Below are 18807 nucleotides of genomic sequence, written 5' to 3' on the forward strand. Positions count from 1 at the left end.
AGTGACAGTGGCAGAGCACGATCGCACGACCGTCGCCGAACCGGTGGTGGAGCCGTCCACCACCGTTGCGGCGACCCGCTCCCCCGGCCTGGTGACCGCGTTGGCGTGCCTGGGCCAGTTCATGGTCGTGCTGGACGTCTCGGTGGTGAACGTGGCGCTGCCGGCGATCGGCGATGCCCTGCACTTCGGCGCGGCGGACCTGCAGTGGACGGTCAACGCCTACGCGCTGGCCTTCGCCGGGTTCCTCCTGCTGGGCGGCAGGGCCGCCGACATCGTCGGCCGACGTGCCGCCTTCGTCGCCGGCATCGGGCTGTTCACCCTGGCCAGCCTCGTCGGCGGGCTCGCCACCAACGCCGGGGTGCTGGTGGCGGCCAGGTTCGTCCAGGGCATCGGCGCGGCGGTGCTGGCCCCGGCCACCCTGACCATCCTCACCACATCCTTTCCGGAGGGCCCGGGGCGGGCCAAGGCCATCGGCACCTGGAGCGCCGTGGGCGCGGCGGGCGGCGCGGCGGGTTCGCTGATCGGCGGGCTGCTCACCGGCTACCTGTCCTGGCGGTGGGTGCTGCTGATCAACGTGCCGGTCGGCGTACTGGCCGTGGTGGGCGCGGTGCTGCTGCTGACCGGACGGGCCGAGCGCACCAGACCGAAGGTGGACGTGTTCGGCGCGATCGCCGTCACCAGTGGCCTGTTCCTGCTGGAGTACGGCGTGGTGCAGAGCCACGACCACGGCTGGGCCACCAACCGCACGCTGCTGCCGCTGGTCGCCGGCCTGGTGCTGCTGGCGGTGTTCGTCTGGTGGCAGACCAGGTCGGCCCATCCGCTGCTGCCGCTACGGCTGTTCCGGACGCGCTCGGTCTCGGGCGCGAACACGGTGATGGCGCTGCTCGGCGGGGCGTTCTTCTCGATGTGGTTCCTGGTGTCGCTGTACCTGCAGAACGTGCGGGGCTTCGGCCCGGTGGCCGCCGGGGTGGCCTTCCTGCCACACACGCTGACCATCGTCGTGGCCGCGCGCAGCAGCCCGTACGTGCTGAAGAAGATCACGCCGGGGCGGCTGGTGCTGATCGCCACCGTGCTGGCGGCGGCCGGCTTCCTGCTACAGTCCCGGGCCGGGACCGATACCGGTGTCTGGCTCGCGGTCATCGTGCCGGGCATGCTGATCTCCGCGGGTATGGGCCTGGCCTTCACGCCCATCGCCATGCTCGCGACTTCCGGCGTGGCGAGCACCGAGGCGGGCCTGGTGTCCGGCCTGCTGAACACCTCCCGTCAGATCGGCGGCTCGGTGGGCCTGGCCGCGCTGGCGACGCTGGCCGCGGCGCGGACCTCCGCGGCGGCGGGGTCCGGCGAGGCCACACCGCAGGACCTGTTGGTGGGCTACCAGGCGGCGTTCCTGGTGTCGGCGGTGCTGGTGATCCTCGGTTCGATCGCGACCCTGCTGCTGCTGAAACCGCTCGCCAAGCCAGGTCAGGCGGGCTGACGCGCCAGCCGTCCCGCTCGTCGGGCCTGCGGCGCCGAGCCACCGGCCCGCAGCCCGGCGAGCAGGACGTCGGCGAGCATTCCGCTGCCCGCGCCCTGGCCGATGGCGGTGCCGAGGCCGCTGATGAGGGCGAGGAAGTCGCTGCCGGTCAGGTCGTCGCGGACCAGGTGGTCGGCGCGGGCCCGGCCGATCAGCTCGTCGAGCCGCTTCACCAGTTCGTCGCGCTCGGCCGGGCAGTGGCAGCGCCCCGGGGCCAGGGCGGCCAGCGTGTCGCGCAGCCCGGCGTCGAGCAGCCGGTAGTCGGCGATGCGCCGCACGAAGCCCTCGACCGCGCCCCAGGTGTCGGGTTCGGCCAGTGCCCGGTCGGCTTCGGTCACGCATTCGCGGAAGCGGTATGACGCCAGCTCGACCAGCAGCGCCTCCTTCTCCGGGAAGTGCCGGTAGAGGGTGCCCACGCCGACGCCCGCCTGCTGTGCCACGACGTCCATCTGGATGCCGCTGCCGTGCTCGGCGTAGACGGTGTTGGCCGCGGCGAGAATCCGCTCGCGGTTGCGCCGGGCGTCGGCGCGCAGCGGCCGGGGGGTGGCCACACCGGTGTCCGTCATGAAACGAACTGTACCAGCCGATTTATTGAAACGGAGTTTCGATTCCGCTAGCCTCTGTAAGAGGAACCGTAATTCCTCTTCCAGTTTCGGGGTGTACCGATGCCACAACCACCGCGTGTACCGGCGCAGACGGCCGCGCCGGCCAGGGTCTACCGAACCGGGCCGGCACTGGCCCTGCTGGCCATCACGCAGTTCATCCTCATCCTCGACGCCGCGATCGTCGGTGTCGCGCTGCCGTCGATCGCGACGGACCTGTCGTTCACCCAGAGTGAGCTGTCCTGGGTCACCAACGGCTACACGCTGCTGTTCGGCGGCTTCCTGCTGCTCGGCGGGCGCCTGGCCGACCTGCTCGGCAGACGGCGCCTGTTCGTCGCGGGCATCCTGCTGTTCACCATCGCCTCCGGAGCGGCGGCATTCGCACCGTCACCGGCCTGGCTCGTCGTCTTCCGTGGCCTGCAGGGCCTCACCGCCGCCGTCGTCTCGCCCGCCGCGCTGTCGCTGCTGCTGGTCGTCTTTCCGGACGGCACCGACGAGGAGAAAGCCGCCCGCAACAAGGCCCTGGGCGTCTGGGGCGCGGTGGCCGGGGCCGGCGGCGCCGTCGGCTACATCCTCGGCGGGGTGCTGACCGACCTGCTCGGCTGGGAGTCGGTGTTCTACGTCAACGTGCCCGTCGGCCTGGTCGCCGCGATTCTGGCGTTCCGGCTGCTGCCGGTGGCGCGGGCCGAGCGGCGCGGCAGTTTCGACCTGTTCGGCGCGTTCGCTGTGACGGCCGGTCTGATCCTGCTGGTTTACGTGCTGGTCAACGCCGGCGAGACCAGTTGGACCTCGGCCCAGACCCTGCGTCTGGGCGCGCTGTCGCTGGTGCTGCTGCTCGCCTTCGTGCTGATCGAGGCCAAGACCAGACAGCCGCTCGTACCGCTGAGCATCTTCCGCCGCCCGGCGCTGCGTGGCGCCAACCTGGTCAGCCTGCTGCTGCCCGGTGCCTTCATGCCCACGTTCTTCTTCCTGGCCCTCTACACCCAGCTGGTGCTCGGCTTCTCGCCGCTGGTCTCCGGCCTGGCGCTGCTGCCGATCGCCGTGCTGATCGTGGTTTCGGCGATGAGCGCCGGAAAGGTGCTGGCCAAGGTGAGCCTGCGCGCGGGTGCGGCCATCGGCCTGATCGGCGTCACGCTCGGCCTGCTGTGGCTGTCCCGCGTGTCCGGCGGCAACTACTTCCTCCAGGTGCTGGGGCCGGAGATCCTGGTCGGACTCGGCGGCGGCCTGGCCTTCGTCTCGATCACGGTCGCGGGCACCAGCAGCGTCAGCCCCGAGGAGTCGGGTCTGGCCTCCGGCCTGCTCAACACCTCGCAGCAGGTCGGCGGTGCCCTCGGCCTCGCGGTCCTGGCCACCCTGGCCGGCACCGCGACCGCCGACAAGGTCGCCGCGGGAGCGGACGCCGCCACCGCCCTCACCCACGGGTACGGCCTGGCGCTGCTGGTCGCGGCCGGGATCGCCCTGGTGACCATTCCCCTTGCCTGGCTGCTCCTGCCGGGCCCGTTCTCGCCGCCCGCGGCGGTCCCCACCGCCGATGAGTCCCTGGAGTCGATCCCCGCAGGGGCCTGAGGACCACCGCGTCGCGGCGCGCCGCCCCGGGGCCAACTCCGTGCCCCACACCACCGGCCCCGGGGCGGCCTGGCCGGTGCCGCGCATGGCTTCTCCCGCATGCGCGGCACCGGCCGGGAAGGTCCCACCCGGCCCGCGATCAGGACGACACCGGCGACGCGGGCGGTCTGATCGGCCATCCGGCGTAGGTGCGCTGGTAGTACATCAGCGGCGGGCGGTCGTAGACCTCGGCGTACATCACCTGGCCGAGGACGATCCAATGGTCGCCCGCCTCCACCATGTCGTGGACGGAGCACTCCGCATGGGCGACCACATGGTCGGTGAGCACCACAGGACCACCGATGTCGGGATCGAGCCGGAACCGGGCGAACTTGTCCGGCTCCTTGCTCGCGAACAGTTGCGACACGTCGTCCGCACCCTCGGCCAGCACGTTCACCACGAAGAATCGGGAGAACTCCAGCGCCGGCAACGTCTGGGACTTGTTGTCCACGCAGATCAGCAGCAGCGGTGGATCCATGGACACCGCGCACAGCGTGTTGCAGGTCATGCCGCGGTGCACACCGTCCTCGTCCACGGCCGTGACCACCGCGACCGAGGTGGGGTACGAGGCGAACACCCTGCGAAACGTCGTCTGACTGACGGCCATTGCCGCGTCACCGCCTTTCCTGCCGGGCGGGTGGAGTCCCGCCACCGCCACGCTCGCAACGCCCGGTGGAAACGGGCTCAAGCCCCGGTAGAGGTGGGTGCGGCGCGTCCGACCGGGGCTCGACGCGGTCTTGAGCGGCGTTCCAGCACCCCCTGCGAGGGTCGACATATCGGATTTCGCAGGCGACCAGAGCGGAGCTTCCCGTGAAGTTTGGCATCACGTTTTTTCCCACCGTGGGTCCCGAGCAGACACCGGCGGTCCAGTACTTCGAGGACGCGCTGCGGCTGGCCGGGCTCGCCGACGAGCTCGGATTCCACCACGTCCGCACGGTCGAGCACTACTTCTTCACCTACGGCGGTTACAGCCCGGACCCGGTGACCTTCCTCAGCGCCGTCGCCGGGCGGACGACCAACGTCCGCCTCGGGACCAGCGCGGTCATCCCCGCGTTCACCCATCCGGTCAAGCTGGCGGGCAAGCTCGCGATGCTGGACAACATCTCCAAGGGACGCCTCGACGTCGGTTTCGGACGGGCCTTCCTGCCCGACGAGTTCGCCGCGTTCGGCATCTCGCTCGACGAGAGCCGTCCGCGCTTCGACGAGGGGATCGCGGCCGCCAAACTGCTCTGGTCCGGCGAGAACGTCACCTGGGCGGGCGAGTTCTACCGCTTCGGCCCGGTGACCCTGCTGCCGCGCCCCGTCCAGCAGCCGCACCCGCCGGTGTTCGTGACCACCGCGCGCAGCGTCGAGTCCTGCGAGGCCGCCGGGCTGGCCGGGCACAACCTGATGCTCGTTCCGGCGATCCTGCAGCGGGAGCAGATCCAGGAGCGGCTGGCCGTGTTCCGGGACGCCTGGGTGCGCGGCGGCCGCGCCGCCGGGACCGAGCAGATCCAGTTCAGCTACCCGGCCTGGGTGGCCGACTCGACCGAGGAGGCCCACCGGATCGGGCGCTACGACGAGGAGCGCAACGGCGCCGCGCTCGGCGCCGCGGTGAGCTCCTGGGCCAAGGTGACCAGCGCCCAGTATCCGGGGTACGAGAAGCTCGCCGACCAGAGCACCCGGCTGAGCTTCGAGGCCAAGCTCGCCGAGAACAAGGTGCTCGCGGGCACCCCGGCGCAGGTGCGGGCGCAACTGGAGCAGATCGCCGAGTGGTACGGCGACGACCTGACCCTCAGCCTGGCGGTCCACTCCGGACACCTGGCCGCCGAGCACGGCGAGCGGACGCTGCGCCTGTTCGCCGAGCAGGTCGCGCCGAAGCTGTCCACCACCACCTGAGCCCGACTGGCGACGGCCCCGAAATCGGCGCCAGTCGTGTCCGGCCGGGGGCGCCTGCGGGCGTCCCCGGCCACGTGCGCCCCCGTGCACACCCATTCCGCACGCCCAAGGAGAGACGATGAGCTCAGCCTCACTGGCCCTGGCCGATCTGAAGCCCGGAGTCTGGGTCATCGACCCGGTCTACTCCGAGATCGGCTTCACCATCCGCCATCTGATGACGAAGATCCGTGGGGTCTTCACCGAGTTCAGCGGCGCCATCACCGTGGCCGCGCCGCTGGCCGATTCGACCGTCACCGCCGAGATCCAGGTCGCCTCGCTCGACACGCACAGCACCACCCGCGACAACCACGTGATCAGCGGCGAGATCCTGGATACCGCGAACTTCCCGCGGATCCGCTTCGCCGGCACCGGCATCGACCTGCACGGCGCCTCGGGCACGCTGCACGGCGAACTGACCGTCAAGGACGTGACCAGTCCGGTGACCCTCGAGGTCGAGTTCAACGGCGTCTCTCCCGACCCTTGGGGCGGCACTCGGGCCGGTTTCAGCGCCACCACGACCATCACGCGCCGCCAGTTCGGCGTGGAGTGGGAGATCCCGCTGCAGGGCGACCGGGCTCTGCTCGGCGACAAGATCGATATCACGATCGAGGTGCAGTGCGTCTACCGGCCCTGACTTCACGGCCACCAGCAGCGAAATGACCGCAGGCCCGCCGAAAACGGCGGGCCTGCGTCGTGTCAGGGCTCGTCGCTCAAGCTCGGGCGACCTCGACCAAGGCCCGGTTGACCAGTTCGAGGTACTTGCGCGGGGTGTCGGCCTCGACGACAGCCTCGTCGGCCAGCTTGATGCCGTGCTCACGCTCGACGATGCCGGTGGTCTGCAGCAGGGCCAGCGAGTCGTAACCGAGCTCACCGAACGTGCTGTCGAGCACGTCCCCGTTCAGGTCGACCTGCTCGTCTTGACCAGCGGCCTCCCGCAGCGCCACGATCAGGTCGTCCAGGACTATCTCCGCCATGTGTTCTCTCCTCACTGATGGTCCGCGAAGCGGTGGGACGGGAAGTTCAGCCGTGCGCCGTGACGACGACGGCGGCGTTGAATCCGCCGTGGCCCCGGGCCAGCACCAGCGCGGTGCGCACCGGCCCGGTCCTGGCCTCGGTCACCAGGTCCAGGAAGGTGCCGTCGGCAGGTTGGCGCACGTTGACGGTGGGCGGCACCACCCCGTCGCGGATGCTCAGCAGCGCGGCCGCGAGGTCGAGCGCGGCGGCGCCGGAGTACAGCCGGCCGGTCATGGTCTTGGGGGCGGTGACCGGGACGCCGTGACGGCCGAACACCTCGGTGATCGCGTCGGCCTCCTGCCGGTCCAGGTCCGGCGATCCGGCCGCGTCGGCGAAGACCACGTCCACGTCGGACGCCGACACCCGCGCGTCGGCCAGGGCCAGTTCGATTGCCCGGCCGAGCGCCGGAGGCCGACCGGAGTCGGGGTGCGGGTCGAAGGTCGCCGCGTAACCGGCGATCACGCCGTACACCCGGGCGCCCCGGGCCAGGGCGGCCTGCTCGGCCTCCACGACCAGGATCGCGCCACCCTCACCGGCGACGTGGCCGCTGGCGTCGGCGTCGAACGGCAGGTAGGCCCGGTCGGGATCGGCCTGCCCGGTGAGCCGCCCGCTGGCGGTCAGCGACACCCAGCCCCACGGGCACAGCGCGCTGTCCACCGAGCCGGTGACCAGCAGCGGAACGCCCTTGCGGACGTGCCTACGGGCCTGCCCAACCGCGTCCAGCCCGCCCGCGCCGTCACTGACCAGCACGCCGCTGGGTCCGCGCATGTCGTGCCGGATGGAGATCTGCCCGCTGTTGACCGCGTAGAACCACGCGAACGACTGGTACGCGCTGACGTACTCTCCGCCCTTGCCCCACAGCGCCTGCAGTTCCCGCTGCCCGAACTCGAACCCGCCCGCCGAACTCGCGGTGACCACTCCCGCGCCGTACTCCGGACGGTGCTCGGGTCCGGCCCCGGAGTCGGTCAGCGCCTCGTCGGCGGCGAACAGCGCGAGCCTGGTCATGTGGTCGGTCTGCGGCAGCAGGCGGCTCGGGATGTGCTCGGCGGCCTCGAAGTCGTTGATCTCTCCGGCCAGCACCGACCCGTACGATCGCGGATCGAACCTGGTCAGCGTAGCTATCGCGCTGACCCCGGCCCGGGTGTTGGCCCACCAGGCCGCGGTGCCGAGCCCGTTGGGCGCGGCCACGCCGATGCCCGTGACGACGGCCCGCGGCGCGCTCATGCCACACCGTCCGCGACCCGGGAGAGCACCATGGCACTCTGGAACCCGCCGAAGCCGCTGCCGACCGTCAGCACCGTGTCGACCTGCTTCTCCCGGGCCACCAGCGGCACGTAGTCCAGATCGCACTCGGGATCGGGCTCGTGCAGGTTGGCCGTGGGCGGAATCAGCCCGTGCTGGATGGTCAGCGCGCTGGCCGCGATCTCCAGCGAGCCGATGGCGCCCAGCGAATGCCCGATCATCGACTTGATCGAGCTGACCGGGGTCCGGTAGGCGTGCTGCCCGAGGCTCAGCTTGAACGCCGCGGTCTCGTGCCGGTCGTTCTGCTTGGTGCCCGAGCCGTGCGCGTTGATGTAGTCGATGTCGTCGGCGTTGACCCGGGCCTCGTCCATCGCGACCCGGATCGCCTCGGCCATCTCCCGGCCGTCGGCCCGCAGCCCGGTCATGTGGTACGCGTTGCACCGCGAGGCGAACCCGGCGATCTCGGCGTACACGTGCGCACCCCGGGCTTTGGCGTGCTCGAGCTCCTCCAGCACGAACACCGCCGAGCCCTCACCCAGCACGAAACCGTTGCGGCTGCGGTCGAACGGGCGGGAGGCGTGGGCGGGGTCGTCGTTGCGCGGGGATGTCGCCTTGATCGCGTCGAAGCAGGCGACCGTGATCGGCGAGATCGGCGCGTCGGTGGCCCCGGCGATCATCACGTCGGCCGAACCCTCGCGGATCAGCTCGCGCGCGTGGCCCACGGCGTCCAGGCCGGAGGTGCAGCCGGTGGAGACCACCACCGCCGGTCCCTGGGCGTCGGCAGCCCAGGCCACCTCCGCGGCGATGGAGCTCGGCACCAGGTAGTCGTAGAGGTGGGGCAGCGCGTACGCCGGGTCCACCAGCCATTTTCGCCCGGTGTCGCTGACCACCGCGTACTCGCGGTCCAGGCTCATCGTCGCGCCGACAGCGCTGCCGATGGTGACCCCGACCCGCTCCGACCGCGTGTCCGCGAGATCGAGGCCGCTGTCGGCGACGGCCTCGCGTGCGGCCACGACGGCGAACTGCGCCGCCCGGTCCATCCGCCGGATCTGCTGCAGGCTCAACCCCTCGGCCGCCGGGTCGAAGTCGCACTCGGCCGCGATCCGGGATCGGAAGGCGGACGCGTCGAAGAACGAGATGGCCCTGGTGGCGGTCTGCCCCGAGGTGATGAACTCCCAGAAGAGCTTCGCGCCGACGGCCCCTGGCGCTATGGCGCCGATACCTGTGATGACAACCCGTCTTTCCGTCACGATGGCCCTCCTTCGGCGTTTTCTACGCTGGCCAACCATGGCAACGGCGACTACAGGTGGACTTGAACGCACCTTGACGGGGCCTCGGGCAGACGTCGCGCTGCGATGGAGCGGGGCGCGGACGTGATCCGCGCCCCGCCCGCCGGTCACAGCACCGAGCGGTACCAGTCGGCATGCCTCCGCAACCGCGCCGCGAGCCCAGGACCTGGGGAGATGCCCAGTCGTGCCCACAGTTGATGCGAGGTGTACCAGTGATCGGCGGTGATCATGTGCAGCTGCCGTTCCGACAGACCGCTGTCGCCCAGCCGACCGAGCGCGTCCTGGTACGACACGGCGGACGTGGGCAGGACCACGCCGAGTTCCCGGGTCAGCGCGGCCGCGATCCGGCGCAGCGTCGACGGTCGCGGATCGCAGGCGTGGAACACACCGGTGACCTCGGGCGACACGGTCAGCCGTGCCGCGGCACGCGCGAGGTCCTCGACCGCGATCACCGAGAGCCGCGCGGTGCCGCCGCCGGGCAGACCTCCCGACTGGCGCAGCAATCGGACCAGGGTCGGCACCGCCCAGACGTCACCGGTGCCGTACACCAGCGGCGGCCGCAGGACGACGCCACCGGCGTCCCGTACGGCCTGCTCGGCGCGTAACCGGGTGAGACTGGTGGCCGATACCGGGACGGTCTCCAGCTCGCCCTCCGTGGCGCCCCGGTGCGGGCCGGGGCCGTACACCGCGGTGGTGCTCACCTGGATGATCCGGGCGACGCCCGCCCGCTGGGCCTCGGCCAGCAGCCGCGCCGTGCCGTCCTCGTTCACGGCGCGGCACAGCCGTGGATCACCGCCGATCTGGGTGGCCAGGTGCAGCACCGTGTGCACGCCGTCGCACAGTCCGCGCAGCGGTCCGGGCTCGGCCAGATCGGCCCGTACGGTCTGGACGGCGATGCTCCGTGTGGCGGGTGGGTGGCGATGGTGGACGACCGCCCGCACCCGCCACGCGTCGCCGTAGTCGGCGTCGAGCGCGGCCAGCACCGCCCCGCCGATGAAACCGCCGGCGCCCGTCACCAGCAGCGTCTGCTCCGACACCGGTCAGCCGACGCTGCGGATGGTCAGCGTGCCCTCGGCACACAGCAACCCCTGCTGCACCACCTCGATCCGCACCGGCTCGCCGCCCTCCGGGTCGGGCGTTCCGGCGTGGGCCCGAACCTCGCACGGCTGGTCGAACTCGATGTACCGGTGGAAGACGGCCGCCAGCGACAGCGGCAGCAGTAGACCCGAACCGGTCGCCAGGTGGGCGGCCTGCCGCATCGCCTCCAGCACCGCCATACCGGGCACGTGGTCGACCGGGTGGTCGTAGAACACGGGATGATCCGGGTCGACCTGCAGCCACCAACTGTGCGGGTCGTCATGACGGGCCAGGACCACATCCTGGGCCCGATGCCTGCCCACCAGCTCGGGTTCGATCTCCTGGGCCCGGCCCTGATGCGGCGGGCGGCCCGCGTCACCGCGCAGCCGCCGGTACACCGCTGGGGACAGGCAGGTGAATCGAGTCTGCCCCTCCCCCACCAAGCTATCCCGATGGATCAGTCGTACGGTGGCGCGCATCCCACGCAATTCCTTGCCCCGCACGTCCACGTCGTGACCGGTCACCTCGACCACGACGTCGGTCGGTGCGTCCGCCAGGATCAGGCCACGCTCCCGCACGTGGAAGGCCAGCGCGTGCATGACGAACTGGTGGCCCTCGGGCACCGCGAACTTGGTCCGGGCCATCAGCATGGTCGCCTGGCGGATGGTCTCGGCGACGATCATCGGATCGTGCCAGCGCCGTCCGATAGGGTGGAAAAAGCCGTGTCCCCTGGGCCACTGGGCACCCACCGCGAAGCGCGCGTCCTGGTCGGACCGCCAGTCGGTGAGCAGCACCTCCGACACGGCGGCCCGGTGCACCAGCTGTCGAGGCACGGTCCGGCTGAAATCAAGCCGGATGATAGGAATGTCGTCTATCAAATCAGCACTGGCCGAAAGGATTGTCATCGTCGGGCTCCGGGATTATGAGGTGGTGCGTGAGGGAGAAGGTGCGGCTTCCCCGAGGGGAAGCAGATACCTGCAGGAGCGGGCGACCCGTACCCGTGTGGCGATCATCGACGCGGCCGCGGAGGTGTTCGACCGGCACGGTTACCAGGGCGCGAGCCTCGTGCAGATCATGGAGATCGCGTCCGTCACCAAAGGTGGGCTGTACTTTCACTTCGCTTCCAAGGAGGAGCTGGCCTACGCGGTCATCCACGAGCAGTTCGAGGTGATCCAGGCCGGACTGCCCGAGGGCCGGGGCCTTCAGGAGACCATCGACCTCACCCACCAGGTGGCCGACGAGTTGAAGACCAACCCGCGGATGCGCGGTGCCATCCGGCTGGTCATCGAGCACGCCTCCTTCACCGCGCCCATGCCCGATCCGTACCAGGCGTGGATCGGCGTGATCCGGGAACTGCTGGCGCGGGCCCAACAGCACGGCGATGTGCGTCAGGAGGTGGTGGTGGACGACGCGGCACGGATGGTGGTCGGCGCGTTCACCGGCATCCAGTTGACGTCGGAGGTGCTGACCGGGCGCAAGGATCTGACCGAGCGGATCACCCAGATGTGGGACCTGCTGCTGCCCGCGCTGGTGCCGCCCCGACGGCGATCGCGTTTCGTGACCGGCTGGCCGCCCGCCCGGACCTGACCGGGCGGCAACAGGCTGTCAGCCTGCGCGCAGCAGACCGAGGGTGGGTCGGGCGGCTTCGAACAGCTCCAGTACCGGGTCGGCCTCCAACACCGCTCGTTGCAGTGCCTGCAGTCGCGGCGAGGGCTCCAGCCCGAGCTCGTCGTTGAGCACACCGCGCAGCCGGCGGAACGCGTCCAGTGCGTGCGATCGCCGCCCCGCCCGGTAGAGCGCCAGCATGAGCTGCCGGTGCAGGCCCTCGTGCATCGGGTACTGCGCGGTCAGTGCGGCCAGCTCACCGAGGATCTCGTGGTGGGCGCCGAGCATCAGGTCGCACTCGATCCGGCGGTCGAGGGCACCCAGCCGGGACTCCTCCAGGCGCGTGGCCTCCACCTCCAGCCGCGGACCGGTCTTCACGTCGACCAGCGCCGGTCCTCGCCACAGCTTCAGGCATTCGCTGAACCGCCGCGAGGCCATCTGGTAGTCGTTGTTCTGCATCGCCTGGGTGGCGTAGACGAGGCAGCGGCTGTACTCCGCCGCGTCGAGGTAGCCGCCGCGCCGATCGAGGACATAGCCGTTCTGCTCGGTGCGCAGGACCATCTTGCAGTCGCAGTCGGCGTCGGTCGGAAGTGCGTTCTTGATGAGCCGGCGAATCTGCAGGATGTACGTCTGCAGTGTGGTCGCCGCGCTTCTGGGCGGGTTCTCGCCCCACAATTCCTCGATGAGCACGCTGACCGGCAGAACCTGATCCGAATAGAGGGTCAACAGCGCCAGGAGCGTCCTTGGTTTCGCCGCTGACGGCGTCACCTGTCTGCCATTCTCCACCGCACTGAAATTGCCTAGTACTTTGACGTCCATCTCTTCCCCCAGTGGGTCTGTTCGACGTGCGCCACCGCCTTTAGGGCGTCAGCAGGATCGGATTCTCATGCGGTGGCCGCCACCATGCCGCACCCCCGGCCGACGCGGACACCCGCCGCAGCAACGCGGCCTCGGTCCCCGCACGACGCGCCCATCCTCAAACCGTCCGGTCGGTTATGTCAAGCGAGCCGAGTCGATGTCACGACAAGTTAATTTATGAACTTTGATTGATGATGGTTTGTGGGCATTCCATCCACGACCCGAACGGGCAGCTCAGCGACATTCCGACAGAGGACATCAACGTAGCATCAGGACGGTGGCCGTCGCCGCGCGCGCTCGACTCAAATGCGGCCCTCGGTGGGACCTGACGGCGAACGGTACCGAACATAGTCTCTCGATCTTGGTGATACGATCTTGATAATCGAGCCAAGTCGATGCCTTGACCGCCTGCAGCAAGATCGAAAACTGCGGTCACACTCGACGGGAGAGACAGCGGACCATGCCGGTCATGATTCCGACAATGAGGTTTGACGGCCTGTCCGCCATTCGACCGCCGACACCCCCGCGATAAGGCGCGGACGCCGACATGAAAGCGTCTCCGACCGAGACGAAGGTCACCACATTGGATACTTGACCTCAAGTGCACTTCATCTTGAATGCTGGGGGCCATGAGTCTTGTCGTGAAATACGATGCATACGGCGGTCCCGAGGTCCTGCGACTGGTGGACGTCGAGGAACCCGTGGCCGGGCCGGGCGAGATCCGCGTCAGGGTGAAGGTCGCCGGGGTGCAGCCGATCGACGTGAAGGTGCGACGCGGCGACATGGCCGGACGGATGCCGGTCACGTTCCCCGCGTCCCTGGGCAACGAGTTCGCGGGGGTGGTCGACCAGCTGGGCGAGGGGGTAACCGGACTCTCCATCGGCGACGTGGTCCTGGGCTCGGCCAACTCGGTCGCCTACGCCGAGCACGTCGTCACCCCGGCCACCCAGGTCGTGGCCAAGCCCGCCCAGCTGGACATCCTGACCGCCGGCGGCCTGGTCGCCGCCGCGCAGACCGCCTCTGGCGCGCTGATGAACCTGGGGGTCACCTCGGGCGACACGCTGCTGGTGCACGCCGCGGCCGGATCGGTCGGCACGGTGGCGGTCCAGCTGGCCCGCGAGGCCGGGGCGACCGTGATCGGCACTGCCAGCCCCGGCAACCACGATTACCTGCGTGAACTCGGCGCGATTCCGGTCGCCTACGGTCCCGGCCTGGTGGACCGGGTCCGCCAGGCCGCGCCCCAGGGTGTCACCGTGGCGCTGGACGCCATCGGCGGGCAGGAAGCGATCGCGTCGTCGGCGGCCTTGATCGCCGACCGGTCCCGGATCGGCACCATCGCCGACCCGGTCACCGCAGGTCAGTACGGTGGTCGCGGCGTCTTCGCACCGCGGTCGCCGCAGCGACTCGCCGCCGTGATCGAGCTGGCCGCCGCCGGCAAGGTCGTCATGCCGGTGCGGACCTTCCCCTTCGTCGAGGTCGTCGACGCTCACCGCGCCGTGGAGTCGGGACACGGGCGCGGCAAGGTCGTGCTCCTCGTCTGACCCGGTCCACCTCATGCGGGGCCGCGACACAGCATCCTCGGCGGCCCCGCATGGCTCTCGGACACGCGTCCGACGAGTACCTGGTCGCGCGCCGTCCCAACATGTAATTCCTACTGGCCCCATAGGATTTATGGGTGCATGCTGGTTCCGTGCCCGATCGCACCGACCCAGCCGCAGGCTACGAGCGCCGCAGCCGCGCCGTTGCGCGCCTCGGCGCCGTCGCCGTGTTCGTGGTCGCCTGGTGGACCGCTGTCGTGGCCAGCACGCCGCTGGCGCTGCGGGCGAGGACAGCCTGGTCGAGCCTCGGCCTGTCGCCGCGCCGGCGCCGGGATGCCCGGCTCGCCCACGCGGCACACCTGTCTTGCGCGCACCTGATGACCAGCCCGGAGCCATCGGTTCGGATCGCCTGGCTGAAGCGCGCGCCCGGCAGCGGCCGCGCCGACGGCAGCACCGGCCCGACCGAGGGCGCCACCGCGCGCGGGCGCCGGTCGCGTCTCGACTGGACGGTCTCCGCCGAGAACCCCCGGTATGAGCACGATCCGCTGATCAGCGGGCCCGAGGGGGCCTGGACCGCGCTCTGGCTGACCCCGCCCTCGTCCCGCGCATGGGGCCAAGGCCGCCGCCGACGTGACGGACGCACGCGGCGCGGTCGCCGCACACGGTTGACGGCCGGGACGGCTGCCCCCTGAAGTCGGGCAGCCGTCCCTCCCCCACCAGGCTCAGCAGGCGCCCTGGTCGGACCAGACCGCCCACGAGCCGGGCGCGCCGGGCTCCGCGCCGGTCGACCACCAGGTCGCCTTCCAGCGTCGCCCGTTGTACGAGACCACGTCGTCTGGCACGTACGGCGTGGTGGAGCTCCAGGCGGGCAGGCCGCCGCAGCCACCGCCGCCGCCACCGGTCACGGTCAGGGTGAAGGTCGCGGTGTGGGTCGCGCCGGTCCCGACACCGGTCACGGTCAGCGTGTACGTCCCAGCCGCCGCGCTCGCGCCGACCGACACCGACAGCGTCGCCGAGCCACCCGAGGTGACCGACGACGGGCTGACCGAGGCGGTCACCCCGGTCGGCGCCCCGGTCACCGACAGGTTCACGGTCTGGGCACTGCCCGAGGTGGTGCTGGTGCCGACCGACGAGGTCGTCGAACCACCGGCCGCCACGGTCGCCGACGACGGCGACAGCGTCACCGCGAAGTCGTTGCCACCCGGCGCGGTGGTGACCGTGACCGCGTACGTGGCCGTGTGCGTCGCCGCGGAACCGGTACCGGTCACCGTGATCGCGGCCGATCCCGTCGCCGCCGACGCGTTCGCGGTCAGCGTCAGGGTGCTGGCACCACCGGAGGTGACCGACGACGGGCTGAAGCTCGCCGTCACCCCGGACGGCAGGCCACTCGCGGTCAGCGCGACCGTCTGCGCGCTGCCCGAGGTGGTCGCGGTGGAGACCGTGGTGGTGACCGACGAGCCGCGCTGCACCGAGCCGCTGCCGGGGCTGACCGTCAGCGAGAAGTCGTTGCCCGGGTTCGTCGTGCACTGGGCCTCACCCGACTGCGCGGGCACGCTGACCGCGTCCCAGGCCGCCTTGACCGTACGGCACTCGGCCGACGAGGCTCCGAACAGGTTGACCGCGGCCCGCAGCGTGGCCGTACGCACGTTGACGTAGCGCCACGACGAGGTCTTCATGTTCAGCGCGGCCAGGTAGATCTGGCCCGCCTTCTGCAGGCCGACACCGGTGACCGTGCCGCCGTTGCAGGTCGGACTGGCGGGGTTGCCGCCGCCGCCGGACGAGCCGTTGGCGGTCAGGTAGAACCAGTGGTTGTTCGGACCGGCCGCCGCGTGCACCTCGGTGCTGGGGATGGCCGAGGAGTAGCAGTTGGGGTCGCCGACCGCGGACGGGTTGTACATGTTGCGGATCGGGCCGCCGCCGACCAGGTCCACCTCCTCGCCGACGAGGAAGTCCGGCGGGTCGTTGGGGTTGTTGGCGTACGCCTCGGTCAGCGAGCCGAAGATGTCGCCGGTGGACTCGTTGATGCCGCCGTTCTCGTTGCCGGATCCGGCGCCGCCGGGCGTGGTCTGGAAGATGGCGTGGCCGTACTCGTGCGCGACCACGTCGATCGGCGTGGCCTGGCGGTTGTTGGCCTGGTTGTGGCCGAAGTTGGTGTAGCTGCCGTTCCAGTACGCGTTGACCTCGTTCAGCCCGACCCGGGCCGGGAAGCCGCCGCCGTTGCCGTCGATGCCGCTGCGGCCCAACCACGCGCCGAGCATGTCCCACTCACGCTGCACGGCGTACAGCGCATCGACGCAGCCGGTCTCCAGGTTGGTGCCCGAGCCGTTGCCCCACACGTCGTCGGTGCCGGTGTAGGCGGTGCCGCCCTGACCGCCGCAGCGCACGCCGGGCCGGGTGTTGTCGGTCATCGACCATGACGACCCCGACCCGCTGGTGGCGATGCTGACCTGGCCATTGAAGTAGCCGTTGCCGGCGCCCAGCCGCACGTCGTCCCGCACGTCGAGCACCGTGCCGCCGATCGCGTCGACGATCACGTGCGGACGGCTGGGCGCCTGCCGCCGCGCACCTTCGAGGACGACCTCGTAGGCGAGCCGGTCCCCGGTGCGGGTGGAGAAGACGACGAGCTGCGCGGCGGCGGCACGGTCGACCCGGTCGAGTTGGCGGCGCGCCACCGCGGTCGCCTTGGCGGCGGTGACCTTCGGGGTCGTGGTGGCCAGGTCGACGCCACGGCCGAGGGCCGAGGCGGTGTCGCGGACGGTGCCGTCGCGATCGGTGACCACGACCGCGTCGCCGCCGAGCACGGGCAGGCCGCGGTAGCTGCGCTCATAGGACACGTACTGGAAGCCGCCGGACCCGGCGACGACGTTGCGGCGTACGAACGTCTCATTGGGGCCCTTGGCCAGCGCGTCCACGCCGCCGGCGGCGACACGGTCGGCGGCGGTCGCGGCGAGGGTGGCCGCGTCGGGTGCCGGAACCGGGGCGGCGGCGGGACTGGCCGCCGCGCCGGTGACGCCCGGCAGCACCAGGGCGAGACCCACCGCCGCGGCGGTGGCCGCGAACGTGAGTCTGAGGCCGATGGATTTCACGAGGAGGTTCTCCTTCTATCGAGGGATGCGGGGCGGGTGGCCGGGACGGCTTCTGGTGGGCCGTCCCGGCCACCCTCGGGGGAGGATTCGTGCTAGCAGGCGCCGCGATCGGCCCAGACCGCCCAGGAACCGGGCGCGCCGGGCTCGGCGCCGGTCGACCACCAGGTCGCCTCGTAGCGGCGGCTCTGGTACGCGACGTTCGCGCCGGGCGTGTACGCCGTGGTGGCGCTCCAGCCGGGCAGGCCGCCGCAGCCGCCCGGGTTGCCGGGCGAGGTGCTGGGGCCCGGTGAGGTCGGCGGGGTGCCGCCGGTGACCGTCAGCGTCAGCCCGTAGGTCTGCAGGATCTCGTTGACGGGCTGGAAGTACGTCGTCCCGCCGGAGGTGCAGTCGCCTGAGCCGCCGGAGGTGACGCCCTGGGCCTGGTCACCGGCGATGAGCGAGCCGCCGGAGTCGCCGGGTTCGGCGCAGACGTTGGTGCGGATCAGACCGGTCACGGTGCCCTGGGCGTAGGTGACCGAGCTGTTGAGCGCGTTGACGGTGCCGCAGTGCCAGCCGGTGGTCGAGCCGGAGCGGCATACCGACGCGCCGACCCCGACCGCCTGCGAACCGGCCACGGAGACGGTGCCCGGGTAGCGGTTGACCTGCGCGCGGGGCGTGTTGCCGGCGGCGACCCGTACCCAGGCGTAGTCGTTGCCGGGGAAGCTCGATCCGGCGAAGCTGCCGCTGGGCTGGGTGGTGGTGGCGCCGCTGGTGCCGCAGTGCCCGGCGGTGACGAACCCGCCGGTGACGGCGAACCCGACCGAGCAGCGGGTGCCGCTGCCGATGTAGTACGCGTTGCCGCCGACGACGTCGATCAACGGTCGGGGCTGTTCGGCGCTGGCCTCGAACCGGACCGTGGCGGGGTCCAGGCCACCGGCGGCGGCCCAGGCCTTCGCGGCGGCGAGGCCACCGTCGCGGTAGAGGACCGCGACGGTGTTGGTGCGCACGTCCGGGTACCAGCCCGGGACCTGCGCGGGTGCCTGTGCGGCGAGGCGGTCGAGGCGGGCCGCCGCCTGCCTGAGACCGGACTCGCTGCGCCTCACCAGCACCGGGGTCGCCCCGGCGGCGCGCACCGTCGCCGCCGCGGCGGTGCCGGTGACGGCGACGGTGAGCACCGAGGCGTCGGAGTCGAGGTAGGCGCCGCCGAATCCGGCGCCGAGCGTACGGCGCAGGCTGGCCTCGGTCCGGGCGAAGGCCGCTTCGCGACCGAGCCGGGCCAGTGCCTGCTCCGGGCTGATACGCAGGGTACGGGCCAGTTCGGACACCATGCCCCGGTCCGCGGCGACGGGCGCCGCGGCTGGTTGGGCTGTCCCGGCCACGGCGGCCGGGGCGACCACCAGGGCGACCGAGGCGGCCACCGTGGCGGCCAGCGCCGCGATCCACTTTCTGTCAGTCATGCAGGCGAATCTATGAACTTACTTA

Annotated in this window: 17 protein-coding genes; 7 read left to right on the forward strand and 10 right to left on the reverse strand. The window is 71.1% G+C overall.

Features of this window, described 5'->3' with window-relative positions; all coding sequences use genetic code 11:
* The first annotated feature begins 7 nt into the window (after positions 1-7).
* Positions 8-1474: an MFS transporter gene (locus KUA19_RS36245; protein ID WP_308167847.1), complete on the forward strand. Its 1467-nt coding sequence runs from the start codon at positions 8-10 to the stop codon at positions 1472-1474.
* Here the strand turns inward: KUA19_RS36245 and KUA19_RS36250 are convergent.
* On the reverse strand, positions 1462-2079 hold the full coding sequence (locus KUA19_RS36250) for a TetR/AcrR family transcriptional regulator (protein WP_217403474.1): 618 nt from the start codon (positions 2077-2079) through the stop codon (positions 1462-1464). The genes KUA19_RS36245 and KUA19_RS36250 overlap by 13 nt on opposite strands.
* A 99-nt stretch (positions 2080-2178) precedes the next feature.
* Between KUA19_RS36250 and KUA19_RS36255 the strand changes: the two genes are divergently transcribed.
* Positions 2179-3681: an MFS transporter gene (locus KUA19_RS36255; protein ID WP_217403475.1), complete on the forward strand. Its 1503-nt coding sequence runs from the start codon at positions 2179-2181 to the stop codon at positions 3679-3681.
* 139 nt (positions 3682-3820) lie between these two features.
* Here KUA19_RS36255 and KUA19_RS36260 read toward each other — a convergent pair whose 3' ends face one another.
* A complete protein-coding gene (locus KUA19_RS36260) occupies positions 3821-4327 on the reverse strand; it encodes a flavin reductase family protein (RefSeq protein WP_217403477.1) in 507 nt (168 codons plus the stop codon).
* A 203-nt stretch (positions 4328-4530) separates the two neighbouring features.
* On the opposite strand from KUA19_RS36260, the gene KUA19_RS36265 reads away from it, so the two are divergent.
* Positions 4531-5598, forward strand: coding sequence for an LLM class flavin-dependent oxidoreductase (locus KUA19_RS36265; protein WP_217403478.1), 1068 nt, complete (start codon positions 4531-4533; stop codon positions 5596-5598).
* A 118-nt stretch (positions 5599-5716) separates the two neighbouring features.
* A complete protein-coding gene (locus KUA19_RS36270; RefSeq protein WP_217403479.1) occupies positions 5717-6271 on the forward strand; it encodes a YceI family protein in 555 nt (184 codons plus the stop codon).
* A gap of 76 nt (positions 6272-6347) precedes the next feature.
* Here the strand turns inward: KUA19_RS36270 and KUA19_RS36275 are convergent, their stop codons facing one another.
* The 5 genes from KUA19_RS36275 to KUA19_RS36295 form a co-directional block, all read right to left on the reverse strand.
* Positions 6348-6611 (reverse strand): acyl carrier protein, encoded by a 264-nt coding sequence (locus KUA19_RS36275; protein WP_217403480.1) that lies wholly within the window; start codon positions 6609-6611, stop codon positions 6348-6350.
* Between the two features lie 46 nt (positions 6612-6657).
* Positions 6658-7875 (reverse strand): ketosynthase chain-length factor, encoded by a 1218-nt coding sequence (locus tag KUA19_RS36280; protein ID WP_217403481.1) that lies wholly within the window; start codon positions 7873-7875, stop codon positions 6658-6660.
* Positions 7872-9143, reverse strand: coding sequence for a beta-ketoacyl-[acyl-carrier-protein] synthase family protein (locus KUA19_RS36285; RefSeq protein WP_308167848.1), 1272 nt, complete (start codon positions 9141-9143; stop codon positions 7872-7874). Before KUA19_RS36285 ends, KUA19_RS36280 begins: the two co-directional genes overlap by 4 nt.
* Before the next feature lie 146 nt (positions 9144-9289).
* A complete protein-coding gene (locus KUA19_RS36290) occupies positions 9290-10219 on the reverse strand; it encodes an NAD-dependent epimerase/dehydratase family protein (RefSeq protein ID WP_217403483.1) in 930 nt (309 codons plus the stop codon).
* Between the two features lie 3 nt (positions 10220-10222).
* A complete protein-coding gene (locus KUA19_RS36295; RefSeq protein ID WP_254550661.1) occupies positions 10223-11164 on the reverse strand; it encodes a ScbA/BarX family gamma-butyrolactone biosynthesis protein in 942 nt (313 codons plus the stop codon).
* Here KUA19_RS36295 and KUA19_RS36300 point away from each other — a divergent pair.
* Entirely contained in the window at positions 11124-11846 is a 723-nt protein-coding gene (locus KUA19_RS36300) for a ScbR family autoregulator-binding transcription factor (RefSeq protein WP_254550662.1), read from the forward strand. The genes KUA19_RS36295 and KUA19_RS36300 overlap by 41 nt on opposite strands.
* 18 nt (positions 11847-11864) lie before the next feature.
* Here the strand turns inward: KUA19_RS36300 and KUA19_RS36305 are convergent, their stop codons facing one another.
* On the reverse strand, positions 11865-12683 hold the full coding sequence (locus tag KUA19_RS36305; RefSeq protein ID WP_217403489.1) for an AfsR/SARP family transcriptional regulator: 819 nt from the start codon (positions 12681-12683) through the stop codon (positions 11865-11867).
* Between the two features lie 668 nt (positions 12684-13351).
* Between KUA19_RS36305 and KUA19_RS36310 the strand changes: the two genes are divergently transcribed.
* Positions 13352-14263: an NADP-dependent oxidoreductase gene (locus KUA19_RS36310; RefSeq protein WP_217403491.1), complete on the forward strand. Its 912-nt coding sequence runs from the start codon at positions 13352-13354 to the stop codon at positions 14261-14263.
* Positions 14264-14412: 149 nt separating this feature from the next.
* Positions 14413-14952 (forward strand): hypothetical protein, encoded by a 540-nt coding sequence (locus KUA19_RS36315; RefSeq protein ID WP_217403493.1) that lies wholly within the window; start codon positions 14413-14415, stop codon positions 14950-14952.
* A gap of 30 nt (positions 14953-14982) precedes the next feature.
* Here the strand turns inward: KUA19_RS36315 and KUA19_RS36320 are convergent, their stop codons facing one another.
* Together KUA19_RS36320 and KUA19_RS36325 are read right to left on the reverse strand one after the other, a co-directional pair.
* Positions 14983-17346 carry a M4 family metallopeptidase gene (locus KUA19_RS36320; protein ID WP_217403495.1) on the reverse strand — a complete coding sequence of 788 codons (2364 nt, stop codon included), beginning with the start codon at positions 17344-17346 and terminating at the stop codon, positions 14983-14985.
* Between the two features lie 92 nt (positions 17347-17438).
* On the reverse strand, positions 17439-18782 hold the full coding sequence (locus tag KUA19_RS36325) for an alpha-lytic protease prodomain-containing protein (protein WP_254550664.1): 1344 nt from the start codon (positions 18780-18782) through the stop codon (positions 17439-17441).
* Positions 18783-18807: the final 25 nt, after the last annotated feature.

Source organism: Catellatospora tritici, from assembly GCF_019083965.1.
Taxonomy (GTDB): domain Bacteria; phylum Actinomycetota; class Actinomycetes; order Mycobacteriales; family Micromonosporaceae; genus Catellatospora; species Catellatospora tritici.